This window comes from Shewanella sp. GutCb, from assembly GCF_002836135.1.
GTDB lineage: Bacteria > Pseudomonadota > Gammaproteobacteria > Enterobacterales > Shewanellaceae > Shewanella.
Genome location: NZ_PJBL01000019.1, coordinates 103,258 through 126,474 on the forward strand (window position 1 = coordinate 103,258; position 23,217 = coordinate 126,474).

14 protein-coding genes are annotated in these 23,217 nt (G+C 40.4%); 3 read left to right on the forward strand and 11 right to left on the reverse strand.

The features are described 5' to 3' along the window. Positions 1 to 3 precede the first annotated feature (3 nt). The gene (locus tag CXF86_RS11670) at positions 4 to 2,136 is read left to right on the forward strand and encodes a TonB-dependent receptor family protein (RefSeq protein WP_101092000.1); all 2,133 of its coding nucleotides are present in this window, start codon (positions 4 to 6) and stop codon (positions 2,134 to 2,136) included. A gap of 810 nt (positions 2,137 to 2,946) precedes the next feature. Here the strand turns inward: CXF86_RS11670 and CXF86_RS11675 are convergent. Beyond that, complete coding sequence (locus CXF86_RS11675; protein WP_102039059.1) at positions 2,947 to 3,711, reverse strand: hypothetical protein; 765 nt, start codon at positions 3,709 to 3,711, stop codon at positions 2,947 to 2,949. Beyond that, positions 3,701 to 4,519: a hypothetical protein gene (locus tag CXF86_RS11680; RefSeq protein ID WP_145992384.1), complete on the reverse strand. Its 819-nt coding sequence runs from the start codon at positions 4,517 to 4,519 to the stop codon at positions 3,701 to 3,703. The genes CXF86_RS11675 and CXF86_RS11680 overlap by 11 nt, the downstream gene beginning before the upstream one ends. 335 nt (positions 4,520 to 4,854) lie before the next feature. Here CXF86_RS11680 and CXF86_RS11685 point away from each other — a divergent pair, with 335 nt between their 5' ends. Continuing rightward, positions 4,855 to 5,199, forward strand: a complete 345-nt coding sequence (locus tag CXF86_RS11685) for a hypothetical protein (RefSeq protein ID WP_102039061.1) — start codon at positions 4,855 to 4,857, stop codon at positions 5,197 to 5,199. 27 nt (positions 5,200 to 5,226) lie between these two features. Continuing rightward, positions 5,227 to 6,006 carry a 5' nucleotidase, NT5C type gene (locus tag CXF86_RS22930; protein ID WP_219622733.1) on the forward strand — a complete coding sequence of 260 codons (780 nt, stop codon included), beginning with the start codon at positions 5,227 to 5,229 and terminating at the stop codon, positions 6,004 to 6,006. Between the two features lie 34 nt (positions 6,007 to 6,040). On the opposite strand, the gene CXF86_RS11695 is transcribed toward CXF86_RS22930, so the two are convergent. The 9 genes from CXF86_RS11695 to CXF86_RS11735 form a co-directional block, all read right to left on the reverse strand. Next, on the reverse strand, positions 6,041 to 7,075 hold the full coding sequence (locus tag CXF86_RS11695; protein WP_145992385.1) for a hypothetical protein: 1,035 nt from the start codon (positions 7,073 to 7,075) through the stop codon (positions 6,041 to 6,043). 107 nt (positions 7,076 to 7,182) lie between these two features. Then, a complete protein-coding gene (brxL, locus tag CXF86_RS11700) occupies positions 7,183 to 9,261 on the reverse strand; it encodes a BREX system Lon protease-like protein BrxL (protein WP_102039082.1) in 2,079 nt (692 codons plus the stop codon). A 66-nt stretch (positions 9,262 to 9,327) separates the two neighbouring features. Continuing rightward, positions 9,328 to 11,913 (reverse strand): BREX-1 system phosphatase PglZ type A, encoded by a 2,586-nt coding sequence (pglZ, locus tag CXF86_RS11705; protein WP_102039063.1) that lies wholly within the window; start codon positions 11,911 to 11,913, stop codon positions 9,328 to 9,330. After that, positions 11,910 to 13,784, reverse strand: coding sequence for a DUF262 domain-containing protein (locus CXF86_RS11710; RefSeq protein WP_102039064.1), 1,875 nt, complete (start codon positions 13,782 to 13,784; stop codon positions 11,910 to 11,912). The genes pglZ and CXF86_RS11710 overlap by 4 nt, the downstream gene beginning before the upstream one ends. 9 nt (positions 13,785 to 13,793) lie before the next feature. After that, on the reverse strand, positions 13,794 to 17,372 hold the full coding sequence (gene pglX, locus CXF86_RS11715) for a BREX-1 system adenine-specific DNA-methyltransferase PglX (RefSeq protein ID WP_102039065.1): 3,579 nt from the start codon (positions 17,370 to 17,372) through the stop codon (positions 13,794 to 13,796). Positions 17,373 to 17,380: 8 nt separating this feature from the next. Then, positions 17,381 to 17,878 carry a hypothetical protein gene (locus CXF86_RS11720; protein WP_102039066.1) on the reverse strand — a complete coding sequence of 166 codons (498 nt, stop codon included), beginning with the start codon at positions 17,876 to 17,878 and terminating at the stop codon, positions 17,381 to 17,383. Further along, positions 17,875 to 18,999: an AAA family ATPase gene (locus CXF86_RS11725; protein ID WP_102039067.1), complete on the reverse strand. Its 1,125-nt coding sequence runs from the start codon at positions 18,997 to 18,999 to the stop codon at positions 17,875 to 17,877. Before CXF86_RS11725 ends, CXF86_RS11720 begins: the two co-directional genes overlap by 4 nt. Next, positions 18,996 to 22,577 carry a BREX system P-loop protein BrxC gene (gene brxC / locus CXF86_RS11730; protein ID WP_257985331.1) on the reverse strand — a complete coding sequence of 1,194 codons (3,582 nt, stop codon included), beginning with the start codon at positions 22,575 to 22,577 and terminating at the stop codon, positions 18,996 to 18,998. The genes CXF86_RS11725 and brxC overlap by 4 nt, the downstream gene beginning before the upstream one ends. Before the next feature lie 15 nt (positions 22,578 to 22,592). Beyond that, entirely contained in the window at positions 22,593 to 23,216 is a 624-nt protein-coding gene (locus CXF86_RS11735) for a DUF1788 domain-containing protein (protein ID WP_102039068.1), read from the reverse strand. Between the last annotated feature and the right edge of the window lies 1 nt (position 23,217).

Consider the following 23,217-nt stretch of genomic DNA (forward strand, 5'->3'; position numbering starts at 1 on the left):
CATATGTTAAACCGCAACAAAATATTCAACTTGAGCACGATTGCAGTGGCGATTTCAAGCAGTTTTTACTGCTCAGCAGTCTTTGCTGAAACACCTAAAACAGAGCAAAAACCAGAAATCATTATCGTCACGGGTAGTTTACTTGGTGACTCTGAAGTCGCGGATCTAAAAACGTATACCGGTAACCGCTCTATTATTACTTCTGAGCAATTAGAACGCACAGCGGTGAGATCAATTGATACTGCATTACAGCAAGTACCAGGACTAAAAGTTAAAGATGAAAGTGGCACTGGTGTGCTACCCAATATTTCAGTGCGTGGCTTAGATAGCAGCCGTAGCGGCTATGCACAGATCTTACTCGATGGCATTCCAATGACGCTCGCTCCCTACGGTCATACAGGTCAATCGCTGTTCCCTGCAACCCTATTTATGATTGATAGAATCGATGTGGCTCGCGGTGGCGCTTCTATTCAATATGGCCCTAATAATGTCGGTGGCGTTATTAACCTAGTCTCAAAACCTATCTCAACCGATTGGGAAACGAGCCTCAATGAACGCATTACATTTTTTGGTGATAGCCGCAATTTGTATGATACCAATATCAGCACCGGTGGAGCCGTTAATGATGACTTCTCTATGCGCTTGGATGGCAACTTTATCAAAGGCGAGTCTTTTAGAGATCACTCCGATACTGACGTTACCAACGTAATGCTAAAAACAGTGTGGAATATCGATGAACAGAACAGCCTTGATGCCACACTGCAATACTACGATGCCTTCTCAGAGCTTCCCGGCGCGCTAAACTCAGCGGCTTATGATGCGGATCGTAGCCAATCGCTGCGGCCTAATGATGAATTTGAAGCCGACACTAAGCGAGTCTCTCTTAACTATAATCATGTGCTTGATGACTCTAAAACCATTGACTACGGTGAGCTAGATTTAACCGTATTTGGCAATAAAAGTAAGCGTAACTTCCAGTGGGATTTTTATAACAAAAATAGTGATACTGACGGTAACTTAGGTTCACATTGGGCTGATACCACCCAAGAAGCAACGCATTTGCGTAACTCACCGCGTGAATTTGCAGTTTTTGGTATTGAACCTAAGGCTAGCTTGCTGCTCGATGGCGATATTTCTCAGCACATTATTGCTGGCGTTCGTTATGTAAACGAAGACATTAGCTATCAGTTGAATCAAATCGACAAGTCGACTCAAGTTGCTGTTCGCCCCCGAGACTGGCAGATGGACACCAATGCCATGGCCTATTACATCAGCGACAAAATAGGCTTCCTTGACGATAGATTATCGGTGACACCGGGGATCCGCTTTGAAGATGTACGCATGACGTTTACTAACGTGGGCCAAGACTATAGCCAAGACAACCATGTGCAAGAATGGCTTCCGGGTATCACCGTTGGCTATGAGTTTACTGATAGTTGGTTTGGTTATGCTAATGCGCAGCGTTCATTGCGCACACCACAAATCTCTCAACTTTGGCCAAAAGGGCAAACATTGGAGTCAGAGTTATCGTGGAACTATGAGGCAGGTGTTCGCTTTACTCCAACTGAGCGCAGCAACTTGAATTTAGCGGTCTATCGTATCGACTTTAAAAACAAAGCCGAGTACAGCAGAGATATCAGCATGTTCGTCAATATCGGTAAAACTCAAAACCAAGGTGTTGAGCTAGAGGGCACATACTCGCCAATGTCTTTGCCAGACCTGACATTAACCGGTGCATATAACTACTTGGATACCGAACAACTCGAGGGGCAATATGCAGGCAACCAACTACCTTTCGCTTCAAAGCATCAACTTTCAGCCAGTGCTCTCTATAGCATCAAGGATATAGATTTAGGATTGTTGGCATTCTACTACAGCGAATCATTTGCAGATCTAGCCAATAGCGTTGACGAAAATATCTCTGGCACCGCGGGTGAAATACCTGAATATACCGTGGTTAACTTCAATATTGGTACTGAGCTTTTTAAGCAAAATAATAGTGGTTTAAAGCTAGGTTTATCAGTCAACAACCTATTTGATAATGAGTACTTCTTCCGAGGATTAGATGTATCGCCGGCAGGAAAAGTCCCCGCGCCAGGTCGCTCATTTAGTCTAGACATTGGCTATACTTTCTAAACTGGTGTTAATGCACTAGCTAAAAAGGCCTCCAATTTACATTGGAGGCCTTTCTAATCTAATATATTTACGGGTTTGTGCAGTGACAATAGAGTTGGCCCGTAAGAAAGAAATGAGACAATAAAGTTTGCCCGTAGTGGCGAGTAATATACTCTGGTGCGGTTTCCAGCATATTTCACAGTACAGGGAACAGGCTAAACGTTAACTCTATTAGTACAAGTGCTCAAGGTATACAAACTAAGGCATCGACCTCAAGCCGATTACAAAAAATTCAATCTCTGAATCACTTAAAATATAGAACGGCAGACAGTTAAGTTGCGATTCAGTATCAAGTGCTACTTTAACCAGACCTGAATAGGCTGACTAAAATGTATCTATGACCGAACTAACTAAAATGGAGCGTAAAAAAGAGCTCTCCAGACTTAGGAAGCAATACCCACTAGTAGTAAAATACATCTAAAGGAACATGCCTCCGAACACTAACAGTGACCTCTCATTGATAAAGTTAAATAATATACAATATCAAGCACGATGGCGTAGAGTCAGTAGTGAAGTAAATACTTATGCTAATGAAATTAATACCTTCTGCACTATTAACAATAGTCGTTTAAATTTACTAAATATAAAATTATCTAGTGCAGTGAGTTTGTGTAAGCCTAACTCTCCACGTTATCCAATTCGCGTCCAGCTCTGTTTTGCATTAGAACTCTTAGAACAAATAGCTACACAGGCAAGTATTACAAAACACAAAATGTCGACATAACCATACCCACATGTCGATATCATCAACATTTCTAATTATTCAAGCCATTAAACAAACTCAGCTTCACTCTCACCAACCTCAGGAAGCAACATCCTAAAGATTTTCATAGACGACGGAGAAAGGAAAAACTCGTGTTGTTTGCAATAATAACCAAAAAATATCAACTGATGGCCTACGAGCTTGCAGCATATAGGAAATCTCAACTCTTTATTATTACTTAAGTGAGCCAATTGAGATTCTGACCCGAGCTTTGCAGCACCGTAACAGATTAAGGCCATAAGATCGTCCAATCTTACTTGATGGATATCTTTGCTCAGTTCATGTCTAACTGTCGTGGATAACTGCGCCACATTAACCTTGATTGCGGCGATGACATGAGCAACTAGCTCATCATATTTCTGAGAGGTTAAATCAAGTGGGTAGTACCGCCACTTTGTTCCAGGTCGATAGGCACAAAAAGAGACGCACAGTTGCTCTCTAGCCAAACCTAGCCCCTCTGCCGCTATGTAATCTTTTGACTTAAGCGCTAACTTTATCTGTTCAATATCATCGGCATTCACTTTGTAATTGATAGATAAACGAATATGGATGACACTAACTGGCTCAATAAGGTAAATCTCGCCCCAATGAGTCACTTGAATATCGAACTTCTGCGCTTTTAATTGCTTAAACAGCGCTTTCACAAAGACTTGCACCTCAGAATACTGTTCTTTTAAAACGTCGATGCCACCAACTTGCCTTCGGTGAAACGGAAGAATTGCTCTGAGCTTCCTCGCCTTTCTGAGGTATTGCAGCTTGCTTTCAATATTCATGCTGCAATACCTCTAACCTGAAGCTTTCAACTCGCTTTCCTACTCCTCCCTTCTGAGTGATGTTCTTGCCGCGAATAGATAACCAACCATCAGAGTAACTTGCAGACTCGACCACCAGCTGGAGCTTCTTACCACGTGTAGCCACATCCGATGACACCCAGTCTCCGCTTTGTACCTTCAAACATTGGTAAAGCAGCTTCATGTTGAGTGCCTCTATTTCTTGCTCTAGTTGTTCAACAACCAGGGTGAAACTGTCGACCTCTTTCCTGAGTAAATCCAGATATGTATCTAAATCAACATTAATGACCACCGACACCTCATCTAATTCACTAATTGATCTAGAAAGCCTATCAAGCGCATAAGATTGTTCGAGCCGACGCTCAAGTTCAGCATCTTTAGCTTCTATTTCCGCAATGATACTTTTTACCGACGGACTAACATCGACCACGGGATCAACGTGCTTGAACTGGCCTGGATTTAAGAGCAACTCCACTATCAGTATTTTAGTTGTTTGGAAGTGAGGCTCATCAAACGGCGGAAGAAAACCTGTAAGGAACACCGCCTTTTCAGTCACGTTAATGAAGCTCTTCACTTCGTGATGATAGCGTTGGCTTAACTCATAAAACCAACGCGCCTCTGGTAGGCATTGAGTAATTTGATGAAAGCCCTCTTCAATCAACCGTTCCCTCAAGCTCAGCACCTGAGACACTAATTCATCATGGAATGCACAATGACAAAACAGCGGCTGTACACGCCCCGCGTGATACATGCCATAATACGTTTCAACAAAGAGCGGTTTCACCTTCAAACAATAAACCCGCTTTTTAAATGTTCTATACACCATGACTCACCTTAATTTAATCAACTGTTCCCCGTCCCTGAAATAGCACTAATATAAATATCTTCTGTTCTAGTGCTTTACCTATCTTTACAGCATTATAGATTATGCTATTTCCTCCCAGAGCCTTTTAAATGTGCCAGTTATAGTTCATCATTTTACTTGTTCTCTCCGATCCAAAAATAGAGTATTCACTCACTTGCGATTCGCAAGTTATCCCTTTAAATCAACAGTTAACAAATTTGACATATCAACATTCACAGACTAAATTTGCAACTTATTTGTCGTTACATTGAGTAGCTGAAATGAAGCAACGAACACACAAACCGAATAGTGGATGGCTTGCGGTAAAAGTAACCAACTCTAGAAAAGAAAAGTCTTATAGGATTTTTGCGACTTGGTGCGGTGCATTTCACGAGCCGGAGAAATGGCGTTTAAGCTCTGGTTCTGATGAAATCGATTACTCGATTGATGAATGTGGAAACTATGTTTGGCCACAGCACACATCCACCTATGTCTTAGAACCTCGCTTAGAAGGGGCCCTAACTTTATTTTCAAAATCTGTTTGGCGTAAACTAGAAGAAAATGCTACGAATGAAAGTTGTATTATAGAAATTGTAAACATTAACAATGAAGCCGCCTCTCACTAACAATTTACGCGCGAGGTTTTTAATTATATGAATATATTATTTTTGTGTACTTCAAACATCAACCGTTCAAAAACAGCCGAACATTACTTTTCAATAAAGTATCCCTATCACAGCATTGGCTCAGCAGGTTTAAGTAAGAAGTATTGCAGCAAACATAAATCAAAGCTCTGCACTGAAGATATGCTTGAACAAGCAGACTGGATATATGTGATGGAATCGCTACACCTACTTCGCATCCAGCATTACACGCAAAACAAATATACAGCAAAAATAATCAATCTGGACATCGAAGATATTTATTCCTATATGCAGAAAGAGCTCATTGAAACACTAAAAATGAAAGTAAACTTGGACGATATTTCAAAGAAAGTCATATACATTGATATGGATGATACTTTATGTGATTACTCTGGCGCTCACCTATCTGCAAAACGATTGAGGCCTCATATTAAGTTCCCACAAAGCGAACCTGGCTTTTTTCATGAACTTTTACCAATACCAAATGCAGTAAAAGTTATGAATCTTCTTTTGCAATCAATTAATTACGACCCGTTTATCCTAACAGCTCCATCAGTAATGAACCCTCTTTGCTATACTGAAAAGCGAACTTGGGTGGAACAATACCTTGGTATGGACTACGTGAATAGGTTAATTATTTCTCCAAGAAAAGAGCTGTTAATAGGAGATTTCTTGATAGACGACTACACACATGGGAAAGGGCAAGAATTTTTTAAAGGGGAAATTCTCCACTTTGGAAGCGATGACATTCCTGATTGGTCAGCAATTAAAAGCAAATTAGATTTATAGAACAGTCCTCATTGTCAGCAGCTAAGATAGATGCCTAAAGGCTATGCAGATCATAATTATATGAACTCTCTTTTAAATTCCAAAAATCATCAACAACACTGTACTCACCTGAATAGATCAAGCTAGGTGACTCAAAATACCATGCTGTAGAGTTTTCCTGTGCTGTATCACAGTAGTTTTTTATATCGCCTCTACATTGATAAATAGAAGAAAACATCGCAATATTATCTGATAAGCCACACACCTTATTCGAATGAGTACATGTTAGGCAGTTTCTTATTTTAGGAACGAGCATCCACTCGGAGCATGAAGCACTTTGCTCAACACCATTAAATACCTCCAACTCCTCATATAACTCATCAAGAGCCTCAATAACAGGAAAGTACTTAAACCTATACAACTTATTGATAATACGATTGATTACATAAGCATTAGCTTCTTTATAGGCTCTTGATGCATAAAATAGCTCCTTGTATGCTGAAAACATATATCTATCGAGTTTTTCATCATAGAAGGGGCTCTTCGAATTGTAACCCTTAATAATATGGCATAGCTTTCGATGTATAAGTCGGAACAAACAAGGTGAAATAGGCCTATGAAATATCCCCGTCAGAAGACTATTACCCCTTAGAGTATCCTTAGCTGGGTATTGAAGCGCTGTATTAGGAATTCTCCCTTGCAATATTTCACTAATCGAAATAATAGTTTTCCGAGCAGATGCCATAGGTAGGTAATAGATAGGCACATTGTGAACTTTGCACATCTCTCCATTACTCCATTCTTCTTTAAAGCACCCAAAGCCATATGAAAAAATACTCTCAGCGATGCAGAGGTTACAAAAAGAGACTTTTTTATAACAACGCTTAAAGTTTGAAAACTGCTGCATCGAGCTAGCATTAGTTTGATTTTTAAAAACATACTTAAACAGCTCAAGGTAATAAAATGGGTTATGAAAAAAATCTAACTGCACAACCGCAGCATAATTACTCTTGATCATTGAAAGCAATAGCTTTTCCTTATCATGAACAAAGTAATCTTTTTGAATGTCGTCTAACTCTACATGAGTCACCCACATTCCATCCCTAGAAATAAGTGAAGAAAAATTAGTACCACCATTCAGAAATTCACGCCTAAAGATATAGCTTTGTAACGACTCATCACTCGGAGGCAACATTACTATTCAACTTTTATAAACGTAACTTCAAACTGCTTACAAGAGCGGTGTTTCTGTAATCTTGTTGATAAGCTAAAAGCATCATTTACATCATATTGCTGAAAAATGTCTAAGCCACGGTCTAAGGAAACCTTCCAACCAGTATCGGTTATTATATGCCTAGCGTGTTGACTACCTGATGTATCAAATGAGTACGCGAATTTGATACCCACTGCAAACATAGAGCTTTGAATTTTATCAAAGTGCTCTCGTTGCTGTTCGCCTTTAAACTCATCCTCAACAGTAACTAAACTGACAACAACCTCATCCTCCTCAGCTTTTTGCTTAACGATAGTCTCAAGCAACTCCATCAAGTTTTTTGCTTGATAGAAAATACGAATATAGGGATCAGTTATCGTAATGAGCTTCGCACCTTTCAAGTAAGGCCCAAATAAGGAGTCATAACTAACTCCTCGTTGGTTCTCTGAAAATGTTAGATGTTGCTCTTTTAAAGCTGCCTCATCATTAACCGTAGCTGAGGGCTCATCTGTATTAGGTTGTGCTTTATTCGGTGATTCTTGTGAAGAGATAACTTCAGGCTCTGGCATCCCTATATCTGTTACATCTCCTACCGTTTTGTTGAAGTAGTTAGGGTATTGCAGCTCTTCAAGAGTTTGAACAGGTGTCTCTTTGTTTGCTTTATCAGTGTAAGCAAAGTTAACATCAGCATAAGTGCTATCAATTCTAAACAACTGATCTTTTACCCGCTTTCTACCTTCCATCGAAAACTTTAAGATCTCTTCAATTTCTTCTTCAGAAGCGCCCCCTTGCGGGAATAATATCTTCATTAAGCCTGAAAAGGTTTTATGAATCGCATCCCTATCACGAGTCGATATCTGCGGTGATATTTTAAAGTATTCGCTATAGTGATCGGAATAATCTTGGTTCCTTAAATGACGAAGCACCTCAGCAAGGTAATCAACCACAAACCCATAGCTACTTGAGAACATTTCACCACGAATAATATCTATTTCCCAGCCCGGAATGTAAAAATGAAGGCGATCTAAAAAGGCTGAATCATAGAATTTCTCAGGCAATGCGTCGAATAGGTCTGAGTGCTTCAACATATAGGGCACGCTGTGTTCGGTATTACCAATAAATGCCATCGACGCATCTGCACCTAACATTTCAACACCACGAGAAAAAGACTTGTTCGCCATATAGTTTTTCATGATATCGACTAAAGCTTTATCTACTTTCTTTTGTTTTCCTGCAAATTCATCAAATGCAACAGTATCCCAGTAACCGACTAAGCCTAACTTCCCACTAGAGTTATTCACGAATAGTTTGGGAACTGTTACTTCACCACCAGATATTAAAATACCGTGAGGCGAAAACTCAGAGAAAATATGCGATTTACCAGTACCTTTAGGGCCTAGTTCTATTAAGTTGAAATTACGCTCACAAAAAGGGATTAAGCGCACTAACTGCATCAGTTTGCTTCTGCGACCAAAAAACTCTGGGTTGAAGCCAATGCTCTGCACCAGTACATCAATCCACTCATCAAGACTAAACTTACTACGAGCGCCGATATAACGGTCATAATCCAAATGAGACATTTGAATTGGTTTGATGGTGCTCAGAATCCAAGGGCTAGCATCTTTATCTTCAGTATGATCATACTCTACGTCTGCAATAACCCAGACACCACCGACCAATAGCTTGGGATGCTTTTTTACTGTTCCAGAGTCAATCAGAACTTTTTTAATACCAAGATTTGAGAACTCTGTTTCATAGACATCTTTTTTGTCATTTAAAGAGACACTTACCTTATCAATGACTTTATGACGACCCTTTTCACGAATGGTAGAACGAATTAACCCAGCTTCATTACGGTGAACATAATGTTTAGCTAAAATTTCCTTAACTGTTTGGATGCCGGACTCAATACTTGCTTCGTCGCTAGTTGCACAATACTGCCCAAGTAAGTATTCCAAAACATATGAAGGAACAATTGCATTGCCTTTTACGGTCTTAACCAGATCCTTTCTTACAACAAGGCCAGCAAATTCACTACAAATTTTTTGATTGAGTTCGTTCATTTGTTTACCCATATGTTAAGTATGCCAAAGTCCATTTCAGCTTTTTCCGTTTCTATATTCATCAGATTAAAAATCAAAATCAGATGTGAAAGATCGACGAATGGTATAGCGCAATTGTTTGTAATCTTGGAACTGGTTAGTTCCAATCACAGGCTCAACTAGCTTTAATATAACCTCTTCATTATTCGCAGAGTCTGCTTCTTGGTTGAGTAAGAAGCGTAACTTCATCTCACGTTCACGTGGATGCTCAGAAGTCAGGTCTAGCTCAACAGTATGGCTATCTGAGATCAATGTGCCTGATTCTGCATAGATGCCTAAACGTAATGTTCTCGCATGAGTCTTATCAGTAACGGCTTCTGCTTGATATAGCGTAACTGATATCTGACCACTGGTAATAACACTAGAGCCACTTCTAAGCACATCAACATCCACCATTTTAGTATCACTCGAACGTTTCTTATTGATGCTAATAACTGGAACGATTACTTCCTGGAGTGAAGCTCCTCCATGCACAAATCGACTTCCTGAGCCACTTAATCGCAAACGCTGTATACCTTTTGGTACCACAGCATGAACATCACCGCTTACACCCAGTTCGTTGCTACTAAATACTTTTAGTGACTTCCCGCATGACAAGCCTTTACCTAGTACAAATCGTCTATCGTTATATAAAATGTCACCTTCAATATCTTTGGCCAAATAGTCACTCTCATCTAGAGTACTATTTTGATAGATAAATCCATGATCCGCAGTGATCAAAATATTACTGGCATTACCATTAGTCAGCTTTTTAACAAGCTTCGTTAAATCATCAAAAGTCTTCTCGGCAGCTTCAAACGCTTCCCCTTCAGACTGCATTTTGTCACCGGTATGGTCAATGCGATTATGATAAACATACAAAACATCATTAGCTTTCACTAATTCTCTTGTATTAGCCTGATTCATTTCAATGAGGTCTTTAGCTAGAACTGCACTCGCTCTTTCACCGTGAATAGTTTTTAATATTTTATTTCTACTATCTTTACCTTGTGTAGAAAGCCCCCCCATCAACACAGTACCTGTTTTATTGTCAGCTAACTGTAGCGGGTAATCTTTAGATTGAGGTAGTAGCGATGCCATTCCAAGTTGTGTATAGCTTGGCATTGCGGATAAAGCATGGTTAAGGCTCGCTTCATAGCGATCTTCCTGCCTTATCCTACTAACCATCTCTTCACCAGCTTCATAGCGGAAGGCATCAGATATGATCACGCAAACTTTTTTCTTCTTTGCTAAATATTGACCTACTACATAATTTTCGAAAAACTTGTTTTGAGGGGCCACATCCGCCACTTGCCAAGAGCCCATAGCATCAACATGATGCTGCCATGCATTTGTAAGTGGCTGTACAAAGCTATTAACATATAGGTTTTCGATCTGCTCGGTTAATATACAAAGCAAGGTGTGCTGAGACGAAACCTTAAGTGCGTAAACATACTGGCGATAGAGCTGATCAAGTTTAAACCACTGGCTCGTATATCTGTGTACGGCTTGAGTCGCGCTTGGCATATCAAGTTTAACAACATCCAACAGCGCAAAAAACTGGCTAGCAACGTCAACCGCACTGTATAGCAGTCTATACTCGCTATACCAATGCCCATGTCGTCGCTGGCGACACCAAAGGGCAACCTCGCCTTGAGATAGAGTTCGCTCGGCTACCCCGTGAACAAGCTCATGAATAACTTTTCTATCTATTACACTGAAATAATCTAAATCTAAAACTTCCCTGAGCGATCTATGTTGTAAATCACTCTCGATATCCATAAAGTTGGAACACTGCTCAGAAAGCCATTCAAATGTCCGCTGATGGGCCCGGCTATCCTTCCAACGCTTGAAAAACACCAAAGCGTTATTTGTCATATTATGCTTTTGAGAAGCGTCTGAACCTATTCTCGTTCCTTGTAGCCCTGTTGAAAGTTCAGCTAAATAGCAAAACTTAAATAACTCAAGAACAAAATCCTTAACTGATGGACTATCAGTCTGATAACCATAACTATTAGTTACCTGTTGCCATAAAAATTGTTGAAGATTACAACGTTCAATAAACGAATATAGTTTGCCAACTGCCATATCAGCCATCAATAACTCTAAAATGACATCTAATCTAGTATCACCTTTTTGCTTCAAACCGACTGAAATCGCCAACATTTTGAGCCTAGCACGGCTAAGGGTGTCATCGGGTTCAAGTAAGCCCTTCAATGTTTGCTTTCTTGATTCGGCTTCTGAAAGCGCGTCTTGCTCTTTCCCTTGAGGTTCGAAAAATGCCGTATGGCTCTCTATCAACTCGGAAAACTCACTCGGCAACTCAAGCTCACTTAGCCAAATAGCCACTTGATCAGTTCTAAAAGTGACATTTGCAAGCTCTACGTCATATAGCCAGTTATTGAGCGGCTCAGGTTGATTCCCCTCTTTGTACAACAAAAAGTTTGTTTTCGGCGCACCACGTAACAGTCTATGTTTTATAGAAAATTCATTATTATCAATTTCAATTTTTTCAATATTTTCTAGCTCTAAGGATTCATAATCGGCACGAAGCTCTTGCTTGTCATCATACCAAAAAACAATTCTGTGCTTAGCAAACAGGCGCTTGAGCGCAACAGAAATTCTAGATGTCATGCTACTTCCTCATCAACGACTTCTTCATCAAGATCATCATCAATACTTTCTAGGCTTAATACATCAGTCATAAAGACCCTATCTTGCAACCTAATTTTTAGCGCAGCCCTTCGAGCTGCGTAGAATGCCTTAAACTCAGAAAAAGACAAACTCACAGTCTCATCTAAAAGCAGGCTATTTTTCGTTAGAGTGACCCCAGAAGCCTCTATCCACTCTTCTAGCGGCATAGCCTTTTTAGACATATTCTGCGAGTCATTCAACAGATGTAAGTTTGCAATGCTGTTCCAATGTTTTGAGTCTGTATAAAAAGCCATGGTTTCTTCATTTTCTGATAAAAAGTCGACCTTTTTTAATTCTTTTTTATTGAATGCCTTACTGGGGTGCAGGTGATCAATATGAAATATTTCTGTGGGGTTCATCTCAGGAAATAATAGATGTAACAAAGCTCGGCATCGCCCCTCACCATATTGAATGTCCAAAAGACTCTCAATGTATTCAGCATTAAATCTGAGGTCTTTATTGGAAGCTTTATACCTGTCAATTATCTGTTCAAGTGGAAACAGCGGCTCGTCATTGAACTCTTTCAATACGTCCCTCATACCAGAGAGCATTGTATCGGAGTTGCCACCGAAAACTCCTTTTATCAATGCCATATAAAACCACTGGCTAATCACTTTTCGTTGCTCAAACTCTTTAGATAGATTATTTATCCGACGAAATAAAGCCTCTCCATCAGACTCTTTCGTATACAGGTAGTAGCAAATAGGGATAACCGCATTCTTAGAGGTTAAGGACTGGGGGTTGATACCAAAGCGGCGAATAGCTTTAAAGGTTTCTTTTATACAGTGCTTAATTGCTTCCCATTGGCTCTGAATTGCCTCAACTTGCTCTGCTTTAAAGTTCTTCACCTTAAATTTCACATCTGATTCAGTGAGCATCAGGCAGGTTTTAAGGATCCAGTCCCTCCCTACGTAAAAGCCCATCTCGGCACTTTGATTAATCTCCTTTACTAAGGTATCAATCTCCTTACGGAAGTCACCATTCCAGTTAGCAACGGCAATCGACATCAACAGATCGGAGAAATCGAGCTTGGTGCCACCACTATTTGTTCTGATAAACACATCCAAAACATGATCAATCTTCTGCTCTTTTTCATTAAAATAGTGAATGAGCTTCTGACTGCGTATAGCTGAATAAAGCTTTAGCAGTGTCTTGCGAGCAAACGTGTTCTCTTGCAAGTTATGCTTTGAAACATAGGGCAAAACGACATTCATTAACACATCATCAGATTCACTAAAACACGCCTCCCGTAAGATGTTGTGTAGGCAATACCAGTGATGATCACCTCTAGACTCTTCAAACTGTTTGTCAGTTAAAAAGCGAAAGTTATACTGCATCATTGACTCATTATCATCCGATTCAATCGGCATTAATAAATCTAGGTACAGTTTACGTGGTGGTAGCACTGTATCGTCCTGCGCATTAGGCCACCAAACTCTAGGTTGCTTATAAGCATAGGTACTGCACAAACCAATATATAGTGATGTGAGCCGCTGCTGCCCGTCAATCACTGCCTGGAAGTTCTTAAAACTAGCATCAGTAGGTACGTGCGGGTTCTCTTCGTTAAAACGCTGACAATAGCCCTCTATAAATTTATAAAACTTATAGTTGTTCTTAATTTTACCTTCTTTAACTTCCCACATCATAAAGCTGTTGATGGGGTAGCCACGCATTAACGAGTCAAACAACACACATATCTGGTGGCTACTCCAGACAAATTTACGTTGAATAGCAGGCAAGAGAAAATCGTTACTGCGGATTTTCTCTACTGCCTCAATAATACTGATCGCTTTTTCGTAATCACCTGCCATGGCTATCCCTTAAGACAATCCTGTCACTTTTTTAAGTGCTTTACCAAATAACGGGTAGTTATGCTTCACCCCGTCATCCAGATCGATCTCTGGTGACTTACCAGCTAACGGATAAAGAGTGTCATGCTCATAGTCGTTAATTTCATCCAGCACCTTGTTGACTTTCTGGATGGCTTTTATCGCTTTAGTCTTCTCACCTTGTGAGGCTGAAGCACTGATCTCTATTTGTTCATAGCTCTCTTTACGAGCCTGTAGCTTGGTGCGGAATTCACGCAGGTAATCGTTCAGCACCACACTTACTGTATCTGGACGGTAGCGGTGCATATAGATCAACGCATTGAACGAGCCCTTCGGACTGGAGAACATCCAATAGATAGGCCGCTTTTTGTAGCGTTTAATATGATCGGTATAGAAGTCCTTCAGGAAGAACTTCTTGATGTCTTTACCTATAGCCCCTTCGATGAAAGTCAGGTTTTCGGTAAAGTGCTCTTCACCAAATGTGGCTGTGAGGAACAACTTAAAGCATTCTGCTATATCATCCTCAAACCAGTCACCGTCGAAGTCGATAAGCGGGATTACGTTATCCTTATCCGGCATAATGGATGCGTGGGGGACTTGTTTTAAGTAATCTTCAAGAGTAGCGCCTTGATTGGCTAGGATGAGCCCCTTTTTATTCAGTGAATACCTTCCAAACATGCAGCCTACAGAATATGCTATAAAATCAATAACTACATCACGTTTTAGTTGGACCTCTCTATCTTTATAGTTAGCTAGGTTTAAATAGCGATATGAAGGGTTTATGCTCAACGTTATTTCTTCTTCAGGTATATCAAATTCAAGCTCTTTAGTAAGGCCATATTCCTCAACGAATAATTTATTATTTTGCTTCTCCAAAAAATGAGTACGCTTCACTATATCATTCCAATTATTTCGTAATTTGGTGTAAGCTTGTTCCAATAATGTTGTATAACTCCCTTGCGAAGCTAAGCAATTGACTTTGAAATCCCAAGAGGTTTCATAGTTATCCCAATCACGCTTATGGATTTCAATAAGCTCTTCAGGAGCAGATACATTCCCTTTAAGAGCATCTAGATATGGTAGAGCAGAAACATGACCAACTTCTACATTGAGAGACATACTTAACGACTCTTTTAAATAGCCTGCAACTTTTGAATTAAAAAATGCAATTAACTCCTTAATATCTACCTTAGTAGAAAAGCCGGACGAGCCACCAGTTCCAAATATTGAGCCCGGAATAGAGTAACGAACAGCAAAAAATGAAGAAGCTATACTTGACCAATTCAACCCTTCGTTGAAGTAGTATTTCTTAGCCCTTAAAGGAGCGCCGTTGTAGTCCATAGGCAGGGAGTTGTATTCATGAATATCCTGTCCATCATTTTCCCAGTTAACTAAAAGATCATAGTTCCCATACCACTTTCTTCCTTCTCCACCTTTAATAAAAGGAAACCATTTGTAGTCACTAGCTTCTTCCTTATTATGCATTGGTAGAGTAGTTATATTCGTTTTCTTAAGTGAGACTTCATGCCAAGATCTAACAAATAAGTCATTATTACATGTTGCCAACCCTTGCTTGTAGTCGGAAATACTCCCAACTTTTGAACACCCACTAAACAGATTTCTAACAGTTCCCGAAATCCAGTAAGAAAGTGGGGTTCCTGGAACTTTAACAAAATCATTGTTAGCAGCAAAAAACAAATCTGCCCCCTGGCTATTGGCTTTTAACTTCATGAAATGTTCAATTTTTTCTTTTTCAGATTTCCCTGAAACTAGACGAAAATAGGAACCTTTTTTTTCAGATGCTTTTGAGTTCACAGCAACAAATGCGGTTGTAGAGACAACCTCCCCCCCAATGCTATCAAAGGCTCTTGTTCCGAGGTGCAACATACTATCAATATGTTTTGTAGTAAGGATTTTTTCCCGTAATCGTTCAAATGAAGAAAGAAACATCCAATTTTGCATTGTTATAGAAGCTGAGAAGCCGCCAAACACTAGCAAGTACAAATTTCTTTCAATGAAAGCTGAGTAAAGATCAGCCTTACTGGATGGGTAGTTCCCTTTCAACCAGCTCGATAAACGGCCATTCATTCCTTTTACTCCCATATAAGGAGGGTTCGCTATTACTACATGATACTTCGGAGCTAAATAATCGGCTTGCACCAATACCTTCAAAACAGACTCATGGGTATCTGCCAAGAAAAACTCACCCGAGATATCTTTAGCCTCTAAAGTTGCTTTAATGTCGGCAGGGTTATTCAAAGTTGGCTGAATTAAAGAGCCAAAATTATTCGCTTCTTCAAACTCTTTAAGCGTTGCTCTTAGATCCTGATTAAATGAATCTTTACCTGCAAAGTCGATATAGCTATCAAGCTCATCATCAGAGAAAACAACCTTCTCTAAACGGCAGATATTAGGTTTTATGGGGTTACGGAAGAAGCGGCGGCGATTATTGCCCTCATTTTTAGGGTTACCTTTAATCGCTTTCATAGTCAATGCAAAGGCTGCTAATTCAGCGGCACGTTCATCAATCTCAATACCATATAGGTTTTTAGTGAGAATTAACCCTGGGATTTCAGCATCATCGTATTCACCCATTGAGGAATAAATTGCATATAGAAGATCATACGCATAGGTTAGCATGTGTCCAGAGCCACATGCTGGATCGCAAATTTTAATCTCTTCAGGACTGCTAATGCGTAAAAAATCCGTTTCGGCTTGCTCTTCACCATTCGCAGCAGGCGCTGGCTTAATGTAATAATCCATCTGCTCGATCACTTTTGAGCTCGGATTATTCAACATCCACAGTCGCCCCAGAGAGTTTTCGACTAGATAGCGAACTATCCAGTGAGGGGTAAACAACTGAGTAGCAGCCGGAATATTCTCTGCAGTGATCTTTTTGTTTTTCTTTAGATCATCGAAGACTTGATCTTTCTTCTCGGATATATAGAACTGATAGAGCCAACCAATAGACTCAACCGACTCACAAGCTTCCGGAGTCATTGCCTCACGGGTATAAGCTAGAATAGAGTTACCAGACAACAAGTCATCTGGCATCAGAAGTTCAGTGTAGTCTTCAATGCGCTCAAACAAGTAGGGCATGACTTGATGCAAGTCATTACAGACGGCAACGATCAATAAACGAAACGCCTCTGACTGGCCATCACGACTTGCGATAGAACCACCAAGCAGGCCAAAGATCTTTTCTTGAGTTGCTTTATTGACGATGCCTTCATCAATATGCCCCGCCTTGGCCTCAGCCAATATTTCTGGCTGGAACTGACCAGGTAAAGGCGATAGCACCATAATACGGTTGTATTGATTAACATCCATAAAACGCAGGGCACAAAAGCGGTTAAACCAGGTGTAGGCCACTTGCTCTTCAAGCTGCTCTCTTGCCTTTTCACCTCCACCTTGCTGTTTAAGTTTCTTCTCTAATTCTGCTACAGCCTTAGGGGATTCACGGCGAGCTTGACTCTCATTAGCTAAAACTAACTTGAGCTTACTTTCGACCTGGTCGATTAAGCTACGACGTGCATATTGGGCGAACTTTTTTAGTCTACTAGTTTCCATTTTTTACCCTAAAAATCACTGGCACGCCAAACAGATTGGTCACCAAATATTTTCTTGTACGTATCTAACTTAAGAATAACGCATGAGTTGGCAGCGGGTTGACCCCAGCGCTTATGCGTGAGTGGAATTGCTTTTTTAAGTGCATCTATTTTATGTAAAATCAAAGCATCTTCTAAAACAGCCATACTCAGTAATACTACGTAGTCAACAGGCTTGTCTATTGGGCCTCTAAATATAGAAAATAGAAGAGAATCTCTATACTTTCCTGCAAGATCTGAAATAAGAGCCCCGTCATTTAAGTCAGTTCTAAACTGATCGATGTTCTGTGCTCCAGGGATGTCTGGATCTTTTACTTCAAGGAAGATTAACCTATCTTTATCCTCAAGAATAAAGTCAACTTTTTTCATAGTACTTTTGTTGCCATGAAGCTTTTTATCATCAAACCTCTCAGCTTTATCAGCAAAGGTGAAGTCAAAAATCAAATCTTCTTCTTGAAGTGTCTTCATCTCCTCCCTCCAAGTGAGCGCTCAATTTCAGCATCATAAAGTTCCGCATAAGTATCAGAGATCGCTGACTCGCTAATTAAAGAATAATCGTCAGAGGATTCACAAGTCACCTCCCCAGTTTCAGGATCTTTACTCAACAGGTGATATTTAATATTATCGCCAACTCTCTGTTGTTTATTGGCTAAAAGATCAAACCACTTCAATAGCACATATTCATGCGTGGCAATAAAAATCTGCTTGCCGTTACGGGAAATATCTAACAATGACTTCACTACCATTCGCATTAATTTGGGGTTAAGATTTGACTCTGGCTCGTCCCAGAACAACGAGCTCTTTGAAGAGTTATTGATTCCACCATTGAGAATTAACTGCTGAAGCATACCAATTTTCCGATATCCCTCTGCAGTCATGGTTGTTGATAGTTCACTATCAGGCTCAGGTTTAAACCAGTAAATTCCCTTCCTCTCTTTGTCTTTGTATTCTTCATACTTACCAGATACGAAATAGTGCTCTTTACCCCGGCAGCGGTATTGACCACCAACGTTTTCATTCAGTAGTTTGAGTACACCGCCTAATCGCTGATCAGAGTTAAGCAACTGCTTCTCATCAATCGTGTCGCCCTTGATGAAAGCGTTACATAAATCGACCACAGTTCCATCGAACAATGCAGACAGCTGCTTAGCATCAACAGCACCACTATTTATTGCGGGCAGAAGTGTTAAAACCTCTTTAGTAGGAATAAAGACACCTGACTCTAAGTCAGTATCCTGTGTAGCCTTTAGATTAACCGATGAGTCAGACTTTGACTGAATCCCCAGCTCAAATGGAATACCATAGCTATCTTCAATGAGGATCTTACAATCGATACCAACCTGTCTATTTACAAGGCCGCCAACTGTTCTGCTTCTTGGCTTAAACAAATCTCTCAACAACTTCTTGACGGCCTCTTCTGAGCCCTGTTCATCTTTGATAGTAGCAATCTGACTTAAGGCATATGCTGCTTTCAAAATCTGGGTTTTACCGCAACTGTTTTCACCTACGATAATATTAATCTGCGATGAACAATCTAACTCAACCTTTTTAAAAGCAGAGAAGTTTTCTAATACGATTTTACTGATCATAACTGTATATGCTTCCCATCATTAATCGCTGCTAATAGCGCCTTTTTATACTCTTCTAGGTACTGTTCTACATCTTGCTCACTCGCCAACCAAGGTTTGTGAAAGTCCACTTTCATGTTTCTGGCAGCTATAGTTTGCGGTGCAGCAGTTGACTCTTCTACACTAGTTTTTTCCAGAGATGACTCATCACTATCTTTACCCGTAGCTTTAGGTTGCCTTGTAGTTGAGTGCTTTGGTTTAGCAGGTTCTGGAGTAGGCTGACTCCAGGTCATTAACTGCTGGACTAGATTTGAATAGTTTTGATCCTCAAAACGGCGCACTTCATCCCTAAGCATGGCGATCAGGCTCTGGTCATTGAGTTTGCCAATCGCTGCATCGAAGGCCGATGCTAACGATGCTTGTTTACTCTTATCTAATGCCTGATATTCATTAAAACCGGTCAGTTTTTCCTTCAACGACTCGACACTGCTAATCGCCAGTTCACGTTCTTTAACTAAAAGCTCGTTTAGCTCTTTTTCTAAGCTTTCAGCATTGGCCTTTAGTTGCACCATAGCACTGCTTTTGAATATATCAGGGCTGACTAAAGCATCGGTTATGTATTGATAGGCGCTTTTTCCGTTTAAGCTGCTCACATATTCAAGGTTGGGCTTTTGAGTCGTTAATAGCTGTTTTGCCTTATCATAGTTGGCTTTTTGAGGGCCCCTCATAAACTTGATAATCGGGTCTATGGCGTTCTCTTTGAAGTCGAACCACTTGTCTTCATCGCAAGTTAGTTCTGACATGAACCAAGTATAAGGCTTTGCTTTAAGTGCTTGTATTTCGATTAAAATAGGCGATAAGGCGCGAATGAAGGGGTATTGCTCCGATTGGGCCAAAAGCTTATCCAGCACATTCGCTTGTTCGACAAAATCTTCCTGTACCTCTTTGGTTAATGCCTTTACCTCAGTGGCATGAGCTACTTTATCGAAGTAGTCATTGTAGAACTCTTTTACTTTTCTGATTTGCGACTGGCTGAATTCTACTTGTGGCTCGAGTATCAAGCTGCCATGCAAGGCTGTATTCTTCAGCGATCTAGCTAATTCAGCATCATCCAATAGATTTGTTGACTCTCGTACTTCGACCTTAGCACGGCCACAGAGGTGCGCAAGCGTACAAAGTACCGCCGCAAATGACCAACCGTAAGGCTTACCTTCAAATTTTTCTAACAAGGACTTTATCGTAGTTCTTACACCGCCACGACTATTGCTCTGAATAAAGGAAAGCATCTCTTGCTGGGATTCAGGCAGTTGAGTTTCATCACCAAAAAGGCCTTGCTCTGCTTTGGTGAGAATACCTGGAATGTCGTTTTCGCTATAACTTACTTCACGCAACATTTTTAGGTTGGGGTAGGTGCGTTTAATCAACTCGCCAAAGGCTTTGATTATTTTACTTTGACCGTCGTCACCTGTGAGTTCGAGATCTTGTCCTGCGACATAATATTTAGCAGTACCGATCAACTTGGCTACCAACTGCTTTAACTGTAATAGTCGCTCTGCGTTATAGCTGCGTTTCTCGGCAATAATTCGCTTAATGGAATCTTGCTGAGTGGTTTTAGTTGCGTGTACGGAGTACTTTTCCGTCTGATGATAGAGGATGAGATCCCTGACTAGACGCTCATTGTCAGCCATCACGATTCTTACTTCATCGGCATAGACTGTATCAACTTTGTGTTTTTCCAGTTGATCTGAAAAGTCATGAAACGGTGAGATAACGTTGATAGCTAGCTCATGCTCACGCCCTGAAAGGTTGTCATCCAGTTTACGACTAAAGCTGTAATCTTGTTTATTTTCTTCCCAGCGAATTTTTCTAGTTTTAAGGACTGCATCGTAGATTAGCTTTTCGAGCTCACTGGTAATGACTGAGTTGTCTACCTCAGTATTCTTGATCTCTTGCTCAATATCTTGCTCTTCATCAGTAAGGTATTCGTAGACTTCGCCATTACGCTGGATGTAGCTCTCCTTTTCCAGCAGGTTTAAGGCTTCTTCTATTTCCAGCTTTAGTGACGGAATATCACGCTCGAAGCTATCGTGCATTAACACGCAAAGATTGCGCACACTAGGCTTAAACTCTTTGACGTATTTAACTAGGAATAAGGATTTAAGGAGGCGTATTGCAAATTTATTATCTAGTTGCTTTTCTGCCTTGATAATGGATTGCTGGATCGCTGTTTTGAGTGCTGTGCGGATACCTTCAAACATTAGGTCGAAAGTAGCCAGCTCCCCAAGTTGATGGTCTTTAATGGCAATAGCTACTTCCTGGAATACACCCAACATGGAGCGTTCACCCACTGAGCTGTGCTTACCTTCGAAGGCACTATGGGCAGACAGGTTCTGAATTGCTGACTGGAACAGGGTAAACTGATAGGGGATGAAGGGGTAACTTTGAATAAAGTGCTCTCTATCGCGGTAGTTGCGATAGGTTTGAGAGCCATCGGCAAAATCAAATAGAGTTTTAAAATTATTCTCTTGTTGATGGAATAGGTCTGATAGAGTTGGGACAAATTTTTCTTTTTTCTCAAGCAGGCGGCGTTGAATGACCTCAGCCACATCTTGACTAGTCAATTTCATCCGATTTTTAAAACGGGCCTGAATCTTAGTAAAGTCATTCTCACTCTTTTGGCTTGCTTCACCTAGTACCGAAGACATATCCTCCTGTGCCGTGACAATAACCCAAGCCTGACCTTTACACTTGGTAGCCAGGCTCTCTGCAACAGTTTGCAAGTTGGTCATCAGCTTAGTATTACCTGCTATATATTGACCAACCTCATCGATAAAGAAGTTTAAGCGGAAACCCTCTTTCTGCGTTGCAATATAGCTTTGCACTTGCTCAGCAAAATCTTCAATAGAGAGTCGGTAGTCTGCACGGTATTTATCTAAAATACCTGTGACACTTTGAGCGGATACTTTGTTGTAAGCTTTATCGATAGAGTCGCCCATTCGCTTGGCTCGCGCACGACCTTTTCCCCATTCCATGCCACTGATATTTTTGAAAATGCTGACAAAATCTTCTAAAAGGCCATCATCAGCTAACTCACGTTCAAACTGTGCAATATAGGCTTGCTTGCCATAAAAGCCACAGTGCTCATCGAAGACTTTAACAAATACAGCGATAAGAGCATCCATCTCTGTTTTACTGATGACATCGGCCTTTTGGTCGATATTAAACAGGATACTCTCTGAAGGAATAGTTACTGCTCGTTTAAGATCATTAGCAAAGATACCACCTTCATTTAGAGGGCGCTTCTCCAAGAAAACCTCTAAAGGAGTAATGTCTTCGATAGGGCTATTTTCTAATAATAAAGCAAGCATTTTCAGCAGATGAGATTTACCCGACCCAAAAAAACCTGACACCCAAACACCATTGGCACCTTGATAATTCAGATAGGCATCGAGGAAGATATCAAGTCGTTTAGCGACTTCATCTGTAATTACATACTCATCCAACTCAAGGTACAAGGCTACATCGTCGTCTGCCTTAATCACACCTTCGATAGGGCGATCTACAAACTTTTCAAATAGCTCTTCTAATTTCATACTCATCTTTTACTGCTTCCTTCAGATTGCCCGATCTAAGATATTAAATGCGCGATAGTATTTGTCGTCTTCTAAAGTCCCAAATAGGACTAAAGAGGTTCCTTTTTCAACGGAGTGTTTATATTGACCTGGATAAAACATTAGCGTTGGTTTGTCTTTTGCTTTTATTTGTAAGTTTTCCAAAAGGTTGCTAGATCTCACATATGGAAAAACCTCGCCAACACCAGTTATCAATAGCAGGTCAAATTCAGCCTCAGCCATTTTTTGAACAATTGCAGGAATGAGCACAGGCTTGGTATCAATGATGCCCTGTAGCTGTTCTTTGAAGACATCCTTTGCCATCGTTGCTTCGTTTTCTAGTAGCCACTCCCAATCGCCTTCCTCTTTTGCAATTTCTATGACTAAGTCATACAGGTTGATCTCAAGAACTGTTACCTGAGCATCTATTAGGTAGTTCTTTATCTGTCGAATCAATAAATTGATATCATTTTGAAGCGCAGGATCAAAAGGGCAGATATGGAACGGAATATCACCATTTAATCCCTCCATTTTGAGAAATGGATCGCATGAAAGCACATCTGTTAAATGTGCATAAGCATCTTTCAAGTTTGCTTTAGTTAAAACACTATTGAATTTCCCTGCCATT